General features: G+C 57.9%; 15 protein-coding genes and 1 tRNA gene. 3 read left to right on the top strand and 13 right to left on the bottom strand.

Annotation, left to right across the window (positions count from 1 at the left end; translation table 11 throughout):
- Positions 1 to 17 precede the first annotated feature (17 nt).
- The 10 genes from M5R41_00250 to M5R41_00205 form a co-directional block, all read right to left on the bottom strand.
- Positions 18 to 1,328, bottom strand: a complete 1,311-nt coding sequence (locus M5R41_00250; GenBank protein ID MCZ7554815.1) for a hypothetical protein — start codon at positions 1,326 to 1,328, stop codon at positions 18 to 20.
- 324 nt (positions 1,329 to 1,652) lie between these two features.
- A complete protein-coding gene (locus M5R41_00245) occupies positions 1,653 to 2,252 on the bottom strand; it encodes a hypothetical protein (GenBank protein MCZ7554814.1) in 600 nt (199 codons plus the stop codon).
- A 245-nt stretch (positions 2,253 to 2,497) separates the two neighbouring features.
- A complete protein-coding gene (locus M5R41_00240) occupies positions 2,498 to 3,073 on the bottom strand; it encodes a tRNA-(ms[2]io[6]A)-hydroxylase (protein MCZ7554813.1) in 576 nt (191 codons plus the stop codon).
- Positions 3,074 to 4,333: an asparagine synthetase B gene (locus M5R41_00235; protein MCZ7554812.1), complete on the bottom strand. Its 1,260-nt coding sequence runs from the start codon at positions 4,331 to 4,333 to the stop codon at positions 3,074 to 3,076.
- Positions 4,333 to 6,201: a tetratricopeptide repeat protein gene (locus M5R41_00230; protein MCZ7554811.1), complete on the bottom strand. Its 1,869-nt coding sequence runs from the start codon at positions 6,199 to 6,201 to the stop codon at positions 4,333 to 4,335. Before M5R41_00230 ends, M5R41_00235 begins: the two co-directional genes overlap by 1 nt.
- A gap of 198 nt (positions 6,202 to 6,399) precedes the next feature.
- The gene (locus M5R41_00225) at positions 6,400 to 7,542 is read right to left on the bottom strand and encodes a glycoside hydrolase family 3 protein (protein MCZ7554810.1); all 1,143 of its coding nucleotides are present in this window, start codon (positions 7,540 to 7,542) and stop codon (positions 6,400 to 6,402) included.
- Between the two features lie 120 nt (positions 7,543 to 7,662).
- Positions 7,663 to 9,081 carry an MBL fold metallo-hydrolase gene (locus tag M5R41_00220; GenBank protein ID MCZ7554809.1) on the bottom strand — a complete coding sequence of 473 codons (1,419 nt, stop codon included), beginning with the start codon at positions 9,079 to 9,081 and terminating at the stop codon, positions 7,663 to 7,665.
- Between the two features lie 48 nt (positions 9,082 to 9,129).
- Positions 9,130 to 9,483 carry a rhodanese-like domain-containing protein gene (locus M5R41_00215; protein MCZ7554808.1) on the bottom strand — a complete coding sequence of 118 codons (354 nt, stop codon included), beginning with the start codon at positions 9,481 to 9,483 and terminating at the stop codon, positions 9,130 to 9,132.
- Between the two features lie 27 nt (positions 9,484 to 9,510).
- Entirely contained in the window at positions 9,511 to 10,311 is an 801-nt protein-coding gene (locus tag M5R41_00210) for a sulfite exporter TauE/SafE family protein (protein MCZ7554807.1), read from the bottom strand.
- On the bottom strand, positions 10,311 to 10,622 hold the full coding sequence (locus M5R41_00205) for a metalloregulator ArsR/SmtB family transcription factor (protein MCZ7554806.1): 312 nt from the start codon (positions 10,620 to 10,622) through the stop codon (positions 10,311 to 10,313). Before M5R41_00205 ends, M5R41_00210 begins: the two co-directional genes overlap by 1 nt.
- A 272-nt stretch (positions 10,623 to 10,894) precedes the next feature.
- On the opposite strand from M5R41_00205, the gene M5R41_00200 reads away from it, so the two are divergent.
- The 3 genes from M5R41_00200 to M5R41_00190 all read left to right on the top strand — a co-directional run bounded on the left by M5R41_00200 (position 10,895) and on the right by M5R41_00190 (position 12,130).
- A tRNA-Val gene (locus tag M5R41_00200) sits at positions 10,895 to 10,972 on the top strand.
- 350 nt (positions 10,973 to 11,322) lie between these two features.
- The gene (locus M5R41_00195; GenBank protein ID MCZ7554805.1) at positions 11,323 to 11,625 is read left to right on the top strand and encodes a DUF1778 domain-containing protein; all 303 of its coding nucleotides are present in this window, start codon (positions 11,323 to 11,325) and stop codon (positions 11,623 to 11,625) included.
- Between the two features lie 112 nt (positions 11,626 to 11,737).
- A complete protein-coding gene (locus M5R41_00190; GenBank protein MCZ7554804.1) occupies positions 11,738 to 12,130 on the top strand; it encodes a GNAT family N-acetyltransferase in 393 nt (130 codons plus the stop codon).
- Between the two features lie 263 nt (positions 12,131 to 12,393).
- On the opposite strand, the gene M5R41_00185 is transcribed toward M5R41_00190, so the two are convergent.
- The 3 genes from M5R41_00185 to M5R41_00175 all read right to left on the bottom strand — a co-directional run bounded on the left by M5R41_00185 (position 12,394) and on the right by M5R41_00175 (position 14,051).
- The gene (locus tag M5R41_00185) at positions 12,394 to 12,630 is read right to left on the bottom strand and encodes a hypothetical protein (GenBank protein MCZ7554803.1); all 237 of its coding nucleotides are present in this window, start codon (positions 12,628 to 12,630) and stop codon (positions 12,394 to 12,396) included.
- Positions 12,631 to 12,797: 167 nt separating this feature from the next.
- On the bottom strand, positions 12,798 to 13,280 hold the full coding sequence (locus M5R41_00180; GenBank protein ID MCZ7554802.1) for a hypothetical protein: 483 nt from the start codon (positions 13,278 to 13,280) through the stop codon (positions 12,798 to 12,800).
- Positions 13,281 to 13,802: 522 nt separating this feature from the next.
- Entirely contained in the window at positions 13,803 to 14,051 is a 249-nt protein-coding gene (locus tag M5R41_00175) for a T9SS type A sorting domain-containing protein (protein MCZ7554801.1), read from the bottom strand.
- Positions 14,052 to 14,198: the final 147 nt, after the last annotated feature.

The raw sequence follows: 14,198 nt of genomic DNA, 5'->3' as shown, positions 1-14,198 counted from the left end.
AATCATCTCCTTCCTGTTCAGCGCGTAATGATGAAACCCCGGCGGAGTACTTCGCTCCCGACGGATAGCATCAGTGTATAGCTTCCCGCGGCGAGTTCCGTCCCGGCGTCATTCAATGCAGGGAAATCCAGATAATGTCGTCCCCGATCATACACACCCGTTGCGATGGTCCGTACGCGACGTCCGAGTGCGTCGTGCAGCGAAAGATTGACGGGTGCGGGATGTGCCAGAGTAAACGAGAGCATACTGCCGCTCCGGCCGGGATTCGGATACGGTGCGTGGAGTGTGGCGAGGCCGGGTACAGGCAGAGCGTGCACGGCCGTTGACGTGCCTTTCCCCAGTGCGATGATTCTGTTTTCCGCTTCATCCCGCCCGACGATATCGACGACGCCGTCTCCATCCACGTCGAGGAGGTGCAGAATACGGAATCTGTCCCGAACTTCACGCACGCTACCGTCCCGGGACACGATGATGTTGTCGCCGCAGTAGAATTCCTTCATGCCATCATCATCCACATCCGCGAAACCATGAAAACCCATGGTGATGCGTTCGAGGTATGCAGGGGGGAATTTCCAGCTCCAGACTTCATCGAAGGAATCTCCGCCAAGTATCGAGAGTCCCGTCGGTATCCCGTTCGTATCGCGGTTGAGTAACGGCAACTCGTCAATACCGTCACCGTCGTAATCAAACGCTCCCTCGGTGGGGAACATTCGCGGATCGTAACCCAACATCTCTCCGACGGCACCCGTGTATTTTTGCACGAGCTGAGAAGCTGTCGCAGCGCTTTGTTTTTTCACCGCGGCAGACGGGGAGCGGAAACGATCAGTCGCGCCGATGACATAGAGGTTTTCGCCGTTCGCGATCACCGCCACCTCGTGCCCGGAGCCGAGACGACGCATGGTGAAAAACTCCATATTCTCCGATGTGACCACTTCGTATCGCGTCAGTTCGGGATTCTTGTTGTTCAGCATGCACAGGTAAAAACCGGTGGCATCGATGAACGCGCCATGGGTTGCGGGACCACTGGTCTCCGTCATGCGCAATGCGCCGAGGTAGCGCGGATCACTCATGCCCGCCCAGACATAATCGAGTTCCCATGTGCCATTCCCGCCGCTCAGCTCTGCGGAATAGGTTCCTTGCCCGCGCAGGACAAGTTCGGGCGTACCATCGCGGTCCATATCCTGAAGCCGTAACGGTACGGCGGCGTCACCCAGCTTGGGGGTTGACTGATCGAGGCTTTTGACCTTCAAAACACCAATCTGCGCGTTCACCGAATGACCGACGAACGCCAACAGGAGGAGCGCAAGCAGAAACCGGAAACTATTCATACGACATCCTTTCAATATTCATACGACATCCTTTCAACGAGGCGAATGCAGCCCTGAACACGGGCATCGTTTACGGATACAATTTGTCTGAATTACGTTCCCGATAAAATACAGTCTGCAAAGGCCGTGCGCAAGGCCGGTTCAGATTTTCTCGCCTGTACTCCCGGGTGCGCAGAGACGCACAGCAACGCAGCGCCGAGGCGCAACCCTGAGGTACAGCGGCAGGGCCCGTGCGCGCAGGTGATACGAAATACCGTCGTAGCGTGCCCGCGTGCAAGAGCATTGATGGTGTAAAAGATAAATACGCGTATTTCCGAAATGCAATCAGAACGTCACGGTGATCGTGATCGCCGCGGCAGCACCCAGCGCCATCTGCGCCATCAGGGCGTCGCCAGCGATGGGACGCTTGTTGTCCATGCCGCGCGAAATCCCCAGCGGTGTCCACCATGCCCAGGTACACTGATTTCCGAGAATGGCCCGCTCGAAGGCACCGCGTCTCTCCCAGTGGCCGCCCGCGTTGAACATGTCCGTGTACACATAATACAGCGCGTCCATACCCCAGGTCCACCACACGACGTTGAAGGCCACCGCGGTGCCGAGTCCCGCCATTTCGTGCAACAACCAGGTGAGCCCCGCCTGCACCAGCACCTGCATGACGCGGTACAGTTTGAGCGAACCGTCGTCCGTGCGCGCCATATTGAATCCGATATAATCGAAGAGCGAGAACGCCGCTGACGCCCCGGCAAGCCACAGCAGCTTTTCTCCCGTCGACGGTTGTACATCAACATCCGTCGGCATGGGTAGACTGTCGGTCGCCGCGCTCAGCATCGGCGGTGGGATCTCACGGAACTGCCCGACCATCGCATACTGTCCCGTCGATACCAGAATGGCAATGAACAGCAGAGAGCGAAAAGCAGAGAGCACGTTTCTGCGTGACGAACGCTTCTGCAACGACCCGCATTGGTCACTGTTTCCTGCTACCATCGTCCCGCGCATATCGGAGCCAGGCTGTTATTCGTAATTATGTATCTTCTTCGGACATTCTCTCCGCTCTCCGCTCTCCGCTCTCTGCTCTCCGCTCTCCGCTCTCTGCTCTCTGCTCTCCGCTCTCCGCTCTCTCCTCTCCGCTCTCCGCTCTCTGCTCTCCGCTCTCCGCTCTCCGCTACCCGCTACCCGTGCATACGCGCTTCGTTGGGCAAGGCCCGAACGATGTCCGCTTCAAGCGTCGCAAGTTCACCGAGGCGTCGGTCCGTCTCGGCCGCGCCGGCGGCGGTACGGGCGTGTTCCATGAACATGGCGTAATGACGGGCTTCGGACGGCATCAGTTCCTCGAAAAGACGGCGCTCCTCGCACGGCGGCAAGGCGTCGATGAGCAACTGAAAGCGCTCGCAGGAGCGCGCCTCGATCAGCGCCGCGCAGATCAGAGAGTCCAGCTCGCGCTGCGGCTCCCCTTTGCGGATCAACGCCAGGAGCCGGTTTACGTAAGGATCGGGTGTATCGTGCAGCAGGACGGATTGCCGCCCTCGAAGAACATCGTGCACGCGATCAAAATGCTCGAGTTCTTCCCGCGCGTGCACGGTCATCGCGCTGACCAGCGCTGTACGTCCGGGATAGCGGTTGATAAAACTGAGCGCGGCGGCCGCGGCCTTTTTCTCGCAGTGCACATGATCGCTCAGCAGCACATCGAGATCGTCGATGGCAGCGCGCACCCATTCGGGATTGCTGTCGCATTGCAGATTGAGCATTCAGGTTTTCTGCTGTTTTTTCTTTGCAGCGGGAAAGAGAATATTGTTGAGAATGAGCCGGTAGCCGGGACTGCTTTTATGCAGAGACAGATCCGTCGGCGGATCCCCCACCCTGTGCTGATAATCTTCCGGATCATGCCCGCCGAACCAGGTGAAGGTGCCGCGGCCGTAGTTGCCGTGCAGATACTTCACTTCGCCGGCGCCGTCTTTCTCTCCGAGAATGGTGACGTATTTCTTGACCAGCTCCTTGCGAAACGCCGTGGTCTGGCCGAGGAAGCCCTGGACGACATTCACATGGTTCTGCGTCAGCATGGTGGGGACGGGGTCGTACTTCGCTGAAAATGAAAACAGGGTAAAATAGTCCGTATTCGGATTCCCTCCGAGGGCGGGCGTCATATCGATATCGCTGAACTCGTACTCATACGGATTCATCACGAGCTTGAAATCGGTGAAGGCGAAGGTCTGCGAATAATCCAGCTGTGCCTGGCAGTCCGCGTCCGGCGCGTCTCCGTCGAACATGATATCGCAGATGTCCGTGCCGTGCGCGGACAATGCGATGTCGAAGGTGTCCGTGGCGGAGCACATCGCGAACATGAAGCCCCCACCGCCAACATAATCCCGGATGGCGCGAGCCACCGCCTTTTTCATTTCGCTCACCTTGCCGAAACCGAGGCGCTTTGCCATGGACTCGTTGATGGCGACCTGCTGGATGTACCACGGAAACGTCGCGAACTGCCCGTAAAACTTGCCGTACTGTCCGGTGAAATCCTCGTGATGCAAATGCAGCCAGTCATATTCGGCCAGTTTGCCTTTGAGAACATCCTCGTCCCAGACCTTGTCGTAGGGCACTTCCGCATATTCCATGGCAAGCGTCACGGCATCGTCCCAGGGCTGGAAATTGGGCGGAACGTACACGGCGATTTTCGGCGCTTTTTCAAGCCGAACCAGTTCGGTGTTGGAATCCGGTCCCTCCACTTCGGCGATGATTTGCGCGGCGGCGGATCCGTCAATGGAGGAGAACGTAATACCGCGGATACGGCATTCCTGCTCGATAAAGGGATAATGCACCATGAGGAAGCTGCCGCCGCGATAATTGAGCAGCCAGTTCACATCCACGCTGCGGGTCAGCACCCAGTACACGAGCCCGTAGGCCTTGAGGTGATCGGTTTGCTGCAGGTCCATGGGAATCAGTATGCTCTGCTGCGCCTGCGCGCGTCCGAACGAAAGCAGAAATACGAGTATGATGAAGGTACGTGTCATCAGGAATTTCCTTTGCGAAGTCGAACGATATGCGCCCGCGCCTGCGGGGCAAATTGCGAGTAGGGGTGCGCGTCCAGCAGTTGCTGGTACAGCGTCAGCGCGGTGGCGGTGTCGTTGAGCCGCAATTCGGTGATTTCCGCGAGCAGGTACAGTCCCCGGTCGCGGAGAAAACTCTCGTCCCGTTTTGCGAGGAAATCGCGGTACATCGCGGCGGCATCATCGAAACGCTGCATCGTCCCGAGCACCTCCGCGCGTTCCAGATAGGCAAGATCCACGATGTCGTTCGACGAGTATTGCTCGATGATGTCGGCCAACAGGGCTTCGGCCTCGGCGAACTTGTTCTGCCGTTCGGCGAGACGGGCGCGCGCGAAACGTTGCAGCGGCACTTCCCCCGGCATGCGATACTGCTGCATGAGAGCACTGAGTTCCAGAGCATCGTTGGCGATATCCACCTGCACGTCCTCGGTGAGCGGTCCGAGTTCCACAAGCGCCGTATCGAATTCGCCCTTGAAAAAATGCACCTCGGCGATCTTGAACCAGACGCTGTTCCTGCTGCTTCTCTCCAGTTGTGGCGACTGCAGCACGGAGGTGTATTGTGTGAGGGCTCCGTCGAGATCCCCCTTGGCAATGAGTATATCGCCGATGAGCACATCGGCGTCGGCTTTGCCGAACACCGTGCGACGGGCCGCGGAAATTCCGCGGAGGATTTCCAGCGCACCGTCATTATCGCCGAAATGACGGAACTTGATATAGCCGATGCGGTACAGACTTTCGCTCGCCACCGGTTGTCCCGCCCATTTGCGCGCCACTTCCTCATACAGCGCTATCGCGCCCTGATACGAGGCCACCGCCTCCGTGCTCGGATAGCGAGTGCCGGACGCGGGTAATAGATCTTCCGGCAATGCGGCCTGTTCCTGCAAGGCCTCGATGCAACGCGCATACTGGTAATCCACCTGCGGCAGAAAATTGGCGTTGCGATACTCTTCGGTGATGTGTTTGTAGGCGTCCGCCGCGACGCGGAAGGCGCCGTCGTCGTACGCTCTGCCGGCGAAGCGCAGGATTTCCATGCCTCCGGCATTGTTCAGTTTGTCAATATCCTTGATCACATCCAGGGCCATCGCGTAATCCTTGCGTTCCTGATACATCCACGAGAGCAGGAAGCGCAGGGTGATATCACCGGAATGCTCCTTCACCGCCGCGCGGCAGCGGCGCACAGCGGTTTCGAAAGCGTCGGGAATGTCGGAAAACATGGAGATATGCTGCTGAATCTGATACAGCGCCTGCGGCACGGTGCGCAGGTATTGCAGATACTCGTCCATCGAGCAATCAATGTTCATGTTCATCGCGCAGGCGCGCGCGATCTCGAAGGTGAACAACTGCGGCGCGTTGAGCGCCTTGCGGCCGCTGCGCAGATAGTTCACCGCTTCGTCGTACAGACGCGCATTGAGGCAATGGTCCGCGATAAGACTGTACACCTGCGAATTTTTCGGGTTTATGGAAATCGCTTTATCCCAGTCGGCACGCGCGCTGTCTTTTCTGTCCCGCAGCATGTACAGTCCGCCGCGGTGCACATAGAGTTGCTCTTCGTTCGGAAACACGCGCAGGCGGTCATTCAGGGCGCTCAGGGCTTCGTCGTAGCGCTTGAGCGTCGTCAGCGTGCGTCGTACTCCATCGAAATACGCGGAGTTCGAGGGCCGCTCGGCGAGGAGGCGCTGGTAGTAGCGCAGGGCTTCCTCATGTTTGCCGCCCTGTTCATAGGTCTGCGCGAGGCGCAGTGTGTTCACCTCGTCGCTCAGTTGGGCAAATGCTCCGCCCCCGCTCAAATGAAGCAGTGTGATCGCAAGGAGGAAAAGTCTATATCTGTACATCGTTACAACCAATCGTTTGCATAGCATCAAGTATAGCGGATTTGCCGCGGTCTCGCAATGAGTACCGGGGATTTCCCCCCGTTGCGGGGCGGCGACGCTCTGTCACACAAAGCATTTCGTGAACGCGGCGGGATGCGCCGCGCTTCCCCTCCCGTGCAGCCGTCCGGGTACTGTCCCACCCTCCGCTGTCGCCGGAGCTCAGGGTGCGGGCTTCAGCCGCTTCTTGAGTTCCATGATGCGCGCATAGGATTGTTCTATGCGTTCCCGCGGTATGTCGCCTTTCAGCACCAGCGCCTTGAGAGCGGCATGAGCGCGGGACGGGAGATCCGGTACGAATTCATAGCCGTTATTCCCGAAGAGAAGAATATCCACGCCGGCGTTCACCGCCTGCCGTACCGCCGTCTCGAGTCCGTAATGATCCGAAATGGCCTTCATGTTCATGTCGTCGGAAATCACCACACCATCGAATTTCATCTCACCGCGGAGCAGACCGGTGATGGTTTTCTGCGACAGGGTTGCGGGCCAGTCCGGGTCGAGCTTGCTGTTGAAAATGTGCGCCGTCATCACCATGTCGCAGAGGCCCTGGCGTATGAGATCCTGAAACGGTTGCAGTTCCTTTCTGCTCCAGGTATCGCTGACATCCACGAGCCCCAGATGGGAATCGCTGCGCGAACTGCCGTGGCCAGGGAAATGCTTGACGGCGGTAAGCACGCGCGCCTCGCGATGCGCGCGCACCATCAGTGCGCCGTGCTTCGCCACGATAGCCGGATCGGAGGAAAAACTCCGGCCGAGCTTGCCGATCACCGGATTGTTTTTGTTGATATTGACGTCGAGCACGGGCGCGAAATTCTGGTTCACGCCGACAACCGCGAGCGAGCGGGCCGTGACGCCGGCGTAGTACAGCGTGCTGTCATCGTTGTCCATTTCCCCCAGATCGGCCTGCGACACATTGCGGGGGAAACCCGCCTTTTGCTTGAGCCGTGCGACCAAACCTCCTTCCTGATCCACTGCGACGAGCAGCGGCAGCGCTGCCTGCTCCTTCAACGCTTCCGTGAGATAGCGCAACTGCTGCGGCGAAACGATATTGCGCCCGTATTTCTTCTGCTCCACGTCGAAATCGAACAGTATCACCCCGCCAAGATGCAGGCGCTCGATATCGTTCATGATGGGACTACCGGGTGAAGCGGTGATGCCCCGAAAACCAACCATGAGCATTTGCCCCAGTTTGACGTCCAGACTGTCACCGCCGGCCTCGGCCGCGGATTGCGACCTCGTGTCCGGTGCAGACAGGGTCAACGTGATACAGAAAAAGAGCAAGGTGCGGAGGAAAAGCGGCGACATGAGAAATGACCGGAGATTGAAACAAATCAACATATAAGATGGGCACGAATCCCCATCGCCGCAATACGGAAACGGCCCCCCACCAAAGCGCGGGAGGCCGTTGCATGGGAAGGTCGGCCGTTACACCGTCTGCGCGTCGGGAACCCTGCCGTGCACGATTTCATAACCGCGCTGTTTCCAGCCGTTGAAGCCGCAGGTGAGGTTGCGGACGTTGGTAAAGCCCTTCGAAAGAAGGTAGCTGGAGGCAATGCTCGAACGGTCGCCCGAAACGCAATGCACCGCGAGCATTTCGTCGCGCGGCAACTGTTCGAGCGTATCCGCGAGATACCCGGCATGCACATGCAGCGCGCCGGGAATGTGGCCGGCCAGATGCTCGGTTTCGCCGCGCACGTCGAGCACGTGATAGCGTTCGCGCTTCTCGTTCAGTTCGTCTACGGTGATCTGCTCGAGCACGCGAATGGGATAGCCCGCGTCGCCCAGGCGGTCCATGTCCGTGACATAGCCCGCGATGTTGTCGAGACCGATGCGTATGAGCGCTTTGGTCAGTTCCGTGATACGGCTCTCGGCGGCGACGAGCAGGAACGGCGTCTCATAGTTGAGCATCCACCCCGCCCAGGTGCTGAATGCCGTATTGTCCTGAATATTGATGCTGCCCGGATAGTGACCGCCGGCAAAGGACAGTTTGTCGCGCGTATCCACGATGGTGACGTTCTGCTTCACGGCCTGATCGAATTGCGCTATGGTGAAACGCGCGGGATGCGGAAGTCCTCCGAGTACGGCGGGACCGACCTTGTTGAGTTTCTTCATCATCGCGAAATACTTCGGCGGCTCGGGCTGACCCTCCAGCAATTCGTTGACGAAGGTTTCCTCGTCGTCAATGCGCAGGGCCCAGTTGACGAGCTTCTCGTAACCCACGGTGGAACTGGGAACGGCGCCCAACGCCTTGCCGCAGGCCGAACCCGCGCCGTGCGCCGGCCATACCTGCACGTGATCCGGCAGGGCCTTGAAACGTTTGAGCGAATGGAACATGTCGCGCGCGCCTTGTATGCGCGTGCCCTGTATGCCCGCCGCTTTCTCCAGCAAATCCGGGCGGCCGACATCGCCGACGAAAACGAAATCTCCGGTGAATATCATGACCGGCACATCACCGGCGGGTGTGTCGGTGAGCAGAAAGGAGATGTGCTCCGGCGTATGTCCCGGCGTGTGCATGACCTGCAGGCGGAGATTGCCGACGGAAATGACATCCCCGTCGCGCAGACCGACATGCTCGAACTGATACTGCCAATCCGCGCCGCCTTCATCGGAAAGGTACATGGTCGCGCCCGTGGCCGCGGCGAGTTCGCGGGAACCGCTCAGAAAGTCCGCGTGGATATGCGTCTCGGTAATATGTGTGATACGCAGCCTGTGCTTTTCGGCGAGTTCGAGATACTCGTCGATATCGCGGCGGGGATCGATGACGATGGCTTCGCCGGTGGCCTGGCAGCCGACAAGATAGCTCGCCTGGGCGAGTCCGCGCTCATAGATATGCTGGAAAAACATAGTCTTTACTCCTGTACATTGTATCGTGTTGTCGTAATCGTGTGTGTGTCAGCGGACGAGTTCGGCGTCCCAGTCGAAGAGACCTTCGGCAAGATTGTACACCTTGCCGAAGCCCATGCGCGCCATCATGGCACCCGCGTGATAGCTGCGGCTGCCGCTGCGGCAGTACAGCAGCACGGTGGCGTCGCGGTCCAGCGCATCCACGGCGGAGGAGAAATTTCTTCCGGAGATGTCAATATTGCGCGCATCGGGGATATGCCCCATGGCGAATTCACCGGGTGTGCGCACATCGAGGATGAGGGCGTTGTCTTCTTCCCGCATCAGGCGTTGAAATTCCTCGCCGCTGACGTTGTTGATCGCGGTTTTATTGCCGCGGAGAACGTTGAGTATATCGTTGAACATTGCTGTGTCCTTGAAAATGGTTGTTGATCAGAATGCGTTGAAAAAGAGTTCGCGAACGAGTATGCCCGTACCCATGACAAGCGTGAACCAGCCGAAGGCCGGCTTGAGCCGTTCGGCGCTGATACGCCGCGCGATGCGGTTGCCGAGAAGAATGCCCGCGATGGCGAGCGCGGTGAAGAGAAGGAGAAAACTCCAATCCACCGGCATGCGGCCGAGATCGCCGGTAAAACCGATGAGCGATTTTGCCGCGATGATAAGCAGCGAGGTACCGACCGCCAGTTTCATCGGCAGACGCGCGAACAGCACCAGCGCCGGAATGATGAGAAAGCCGCCGCCCGCGCCCACCAGGCCCGTGAGCACGCCCACGAGCAATCCTTCCAGCAGGATGACGGGATAGTTGTACACGACCTCTCCGCCGACCTCTGCCACGGCGCTTTTGCGTATCATGGACACCGACGCGGCGAGCATGAGTACGGCGAAGAGCAGCATGAGCAGCAGATCGCGCGTCACGGTCACAGCGCCGAGCGAGAACAACTCCGTCGGAATGGCCGGTACCAGTATGCTGCGCGTGGCGTACACCGCGAGAATGGACGGAATACCGAACACCAGCGCTGTGCGATAGCTGACCAGCTCCTGCCGCATGGAAGCGACCGCTCCCACAAGCGCCGTCACGCCGACCACGAACAGCGAATACGCGGTGGCGGGTGTCGGCGCGGTACCGAAGAGATACACCAGCACGGGCACGGTGAGAATGGATCCGCCTCCGCCGATGATGCCCAGAGAGAGGCCGATGGCTATTGCGGCCACGAAGCCGGCTGTTTCCGCCATCAGTTCTCCGTACAGCAATCGCGGACGCAGCGGACGATTTCCACCAGCCGCGGATGGCGCAATGAGTAGAACACATGCTTGCCTTCGCGTTCCTGCCGCAGCACATTGCGGTCCCGCAGCAGTGCGAGGTGATGCGACATCACCGCCTGTTCCATGCCCAGGGCTTCGAACAGTTCCGTGACATTCAGCCGGCGGCCGAAGTCCAGCATTTCGATAATGGCCATACGCGCCGGATGCGCCACGGCCCGCAGCATAGAGGCCGCATTATCCAGCACTGCCTGTTCTTCCTGATGTATCGCAATTGAGGTCATAGTCACACATGTAGATAGATGTATATGTACATGTTTGTATAACCACAGAGAGGAGCGGGATAGTTCCCGGGGAGGATCGTGAAAAGGTGGAGGGATCGTGAAAAGGTGAAAAGGAAAAAAGGTGAAAAGGTGGGGGGATCGTGAAAAGGTGAAAAGGAGTAATATGGTACGTTTTTCACCTTTTCACCTTTTCCCCTTTTCACCTTCTCCCCTTTTCACCACATCCGCGATTTGCGTTTCCGCGAAAACCGGCCTATATTGCAATGCTCTACGGACGCATAGCTCAGCTGGTCCAGAGCGCACGCTTCACACGCGTGAGGTCGTAGGTTCAAATCCTACTGCGTCCACCAAACAACGGTAAACCCCCGCATCGCGGGGGTTTATTCGTTTTACCTGATGTATTGCGTGCTTTTGGAATCGGATCGAAATATTGCATCCGCACGAATTGCCTCCCGACCACTCTGGCTGTAAGTACGGGAACGGTCAACCTCAGGAGAATTTCGCCTGCTTCTGCGGATCATGAATTCCGGGCATACTGGATTGGCCTTGCATTGTACGGACTGCTGCTGTACATTATCCTTAAAGCCGTAATCTGTACGGAATTTTTCCGTACGAACGTGAGGCCCGGAGTTGAATCGCACTCCGTCCGCGCGGCACGGCAATGTGCAGGTATTACGCTACACCCTTTCAGGAAAGAACAATGAAACCCGCCACATCAATACGTACCAGAAAGCTTCGGATAGATATCCGGCTCGATCCGGAGCAGAAAAGTCTGCTCGAGGAGGCCGCCGCCGTCTCCGGCCATTCTCTTACGAGCTTCCTGCTCGCGAACAGCCTGCCGGCTGCCCATGCGGTGATTCGGGAACATCAGACGACAGTACTGTCGCGGACGGATGCCGAGAAATTCATAGCCCTTCTCGAGAATCCCCCAAAACCGAACAAAGCGCTGAAATCAGCGGTGCGGGAATACCTGAAGAACATTACGGATTCAGATGGATTCTGAACTCCGTATTTCGAAGCTGGCGAGGACGTTCGATCGCGGTGCTTTCGATTGCGGTGTGGCGTCGCTGAACGCATTTCTGCATGAGCGCGCGCTACGACATAGGGAACAGAACGTGAGCGGCACCCGGGTTCTGCACTTCCGGGATGAGACCGGAATCCTGGGGTACTACACGATAAGCATGTCTCACATAGATCTTCGCCATCTTCCGGAGAATCTCAGGAAGAGACTGCCTCGACACCCTGTCCCGACGGCGAGGATAGGCAGATTGGCGGTTTCCGCCGCTCACCAAGGGAGGCACTTTGGTCTGTACCTTTTGGTGGATGCGGTCCGCCGCATCGCACGGCTGTCGGCAGACATCGGCGTCTACGCGCTGGAAGTTGATGCGATAGATGAACACGCGAGGAGATTTTATATGCGGTTCGGGTTCAGCAGTCTTGAAGATGACGTCGATCACCTTTACCTTCCGATCAGTACCGCGAACGCTGCTTTTCAGGACTTGCTGTAACGGAATCCACTGACTGTAACCCTCGGCACCTGTCGGTTCCGGGGGTTTTTTCTTTACCCGGCAGCAAAGCTCCGTGCTTCCCTTCGCTCCGGGCGCGCTGCTCATTCCATCATCGCGAAACAGCGGTTGCCGGGTCGCGCAGCGCCTTAGGTACGCTCACTTCCTTTTCTCCTCTCCCTCCTCGCAGCCGATCCACGCGCGGAGTTTCGCGAGCCGGGGATTGAAGCCGAAACGACGGGCTTCGCGGTAGGCCTCGCAGGGGTCTACGCCCGCAACGGCCACGCGGCAGTGCGTCCTTGGCAAGGTTGATGATGCTGCGAATGCCGTATCCCGTGCGCACGGAATCGAGTTGCGGACGCGAGGGAATGCGCGCACTGCGTGACGGCGGTATTGAAATTCATCGGGAGCCCGGAATGCGGCGATCCCACCTGCCCCCGGGCGCCCCGGGTGGTGAGCAGGGCGGGCGCGATGAGCAGGAGATACCATTTCAGCTTCGACATCCGAGCATCCCAGACTTCTGACCCTTGCACGTCTGTACATATCACCACGCGTATCCATAATAAACCGAAGCTGCGACGACCTGCCTGGCGTGTGTTGACGCGTAAATACAAAAAGCGTCCCCCGAAAGGGACGCCTGATGTTTCCGCGGGAAGGAATGTCGTTCCTGTTATATGCAATCAACCGAAAGATGCTTGTTCGTGATGCTGAACTCATTGGTGCAGATATCGATGCGCACTGTGGCGACCTGGTGCACAATGTAGGACGTACCGTCCTTCGCGATCACCCTCCAGGTCCCCACAAAATCAATGTCTATCGTACAACCTTCGCAGAGGGTGACGTCCGATACCTTCTGGTTACTGATATCGATAATGCGGTACTCGTCGCCCGTGTCGAGACCCACTCCACGGACGTTCTGCGTGTTGAGATGGAACTTCGCTTTGATGCAGCCATTCTCGTCCTGCTCAAAGCTGGAGACGATGTTCAGGTTGCCTGTCGTTTCGATCAATTCAAAGTTGCAGAAGTTGATGGTGATACCGTAGGGTATCTTCGCGCTTTTTCCCATGCTCTGAGCACTGGCGGAAAAACCGAGCACTAATGCGAACAACGCAATACCGGCCGCGAAAGAAATGCTTTTGTGTATGATAGACATGTGAGTCTCCTGTAAAAATGGGTACATGGATTCCCAAGTGGCTGCATGGCTGCAAAAAGCACGTAGCCGCCTGTGGCCTTGTAGATGCCCCGGGTAGGACCACAGTGAAGGCCGTTGCCCGGATTGCTCTGAATTGGGATATTTTGACTCCCAATTATACAACGCAGCTGAGCGAGATGCAATAGCAACGAGAAAATAATTAAAATCAAGATCTTTCCTGATCGACATTCGCCAGCATTTTACGGTCTCTATCTCCCCTGCACTCATCGATCATTTCCGGCTGAAACAGGATGCACACGTCCCTCGTCATGGTAACCTGTGACGCTGTGTGCTGTCCATCGCGCAGTCTCAGGGGAGCAGATTCCCGGAGGCCTCATCGAAAAGCCCTCGTGCGAGGGCTCTTCGACTGACCTGGTATGGGAAAGCACAGCGGAGCCGGGCATCACTCTTGGCAGGCAGCGACTCCCGTGCTGACGTCCTGATGACAACGAGTCTCCTTTTTCGTAAGACAGATCGGCTGCGTCATCGCAGCACCAGTATCCTCCGCGTTCGCACATCGCCTCCGCCGCGCAGCTGCAGCAGATAGATGCCCGTCGGAAGATCCGCGACATACAGCGGGAGCACATGCGTGCCTGCCGGAAACTCCGCGTTGTCGACGGCGGTGATGACAACTCTGCCGAGCAGATCGGTGACCAGCACGCTGACCACATCCCGCCCGGACTGGTAGAATTCGAACGTTGTTTTTCGAACTCCGCTTCCCTTGCGGGGCAAAATCTACGGCGATGATCTCTGCAGCTCCCTGCGGCAAATATGACTTTACCGCAGGGGCGATAGCAACATCGGTTATGCTGTTACAGGAAAGGCCCTTCCGAATGGTAGAGCAGTTACGAACAACTGGAAATAAGCAACCGGGACGAA

The sequence above is a fragment of the Bacteroidia bacterium genome (genome assembly GCA_027493955.1).
Classification (GTDB): domain Bacteria; phylum Bacteroidota; class Ignavibacteria; order SZUA-365; family SZUA-365; genus JAOSJT01.
Note: the sequence above shows the minus strand (reverse complement) of the source record. Positions and strands in the feature narration are given on the sequence as shown.

Coding starts and splice junctions, on each gene's coding strand:
- M5R41_00250 (MCZ7554815.1), bottom strand. CDS start 1,328: ATGAATAGTTTCCGGTTTCTGCTTGCGCTCCTCCTGTTGGCGTTCGTC.
- M5R41_00240 (MCZ7554813.1), bottom strand. CDS start 3,073: ATGCTCAATCTGCAATGCGACAGCAATCCCGAATGGGTGCGCGCTGCC.
- M5R41_00235 (MCZ7554812.1), bottom strand. CDS start 4,333: ATGACACGTACCTTCATCATACTCGTATTTCTGCTTTCGTTCGGACGC.
- M5R41_00230 (MCZ7554811.1), bottom strand. CDS start 6,201: ATGTACAGATATAGACTTTTCCTCCTTGCGATCACACTGCTTCATTTG.
- M5R41_00225 (MCZ7554810.1), bottom strand. CDS start 7,542: ATGTCGCCGCTTTTCCTCCGCACCTTGCTCTTTTTCTGTATCACGTTG.
- M5R41_00220 (MCZ7554809.1), bottom strand. CDS start 9,081: ATGTTTTTCCAGCATATCTATGAGCGCGGACTCGCCCAGGCGAGCTAT.
- M5R41_00215 (MCZ7554808.1), bottom strand. CDS start 9,483: ATGTTCAACGATATACTCAACGTTCTCCGCGGCAATAAAACCGCGATC.
- M5R41_00210 (MCZ7554807.1), bottom strand. CDS start 10,311: ATGGCGGAAACAGCCGGCTTCGTGGCCGCAATAGCCATCGGCCTCTCT.
- M5R41_00205 (MCZ7554806.1), bottom strand. CDS start 10,622: ATGACCTCAATTGCGATACATCAGGAAGAACAGGCAGTGCTGGATAAT.
- M5R41_00195 (MCZ7554805.1), top strand. CDS start 11,323: ATGAAACCCGCCACATCAATACGTACCAGAAAGCTTCGGATAGATATC.
- M5R41_00185 (MCZ7554803.1), bottom strand. CDS start 12,630: ATGTCGAAGCTGAAATGGTATCTCCTGCTCATCGCGCCCGCCCTGCTC.
- M5R41_00180 (MCZ7554802.1), bottom strand. CDS start 13,280: ATGTCTATCATACACAAAAGCATTTCTTTCGCGGCCGGTATTGCGTTG.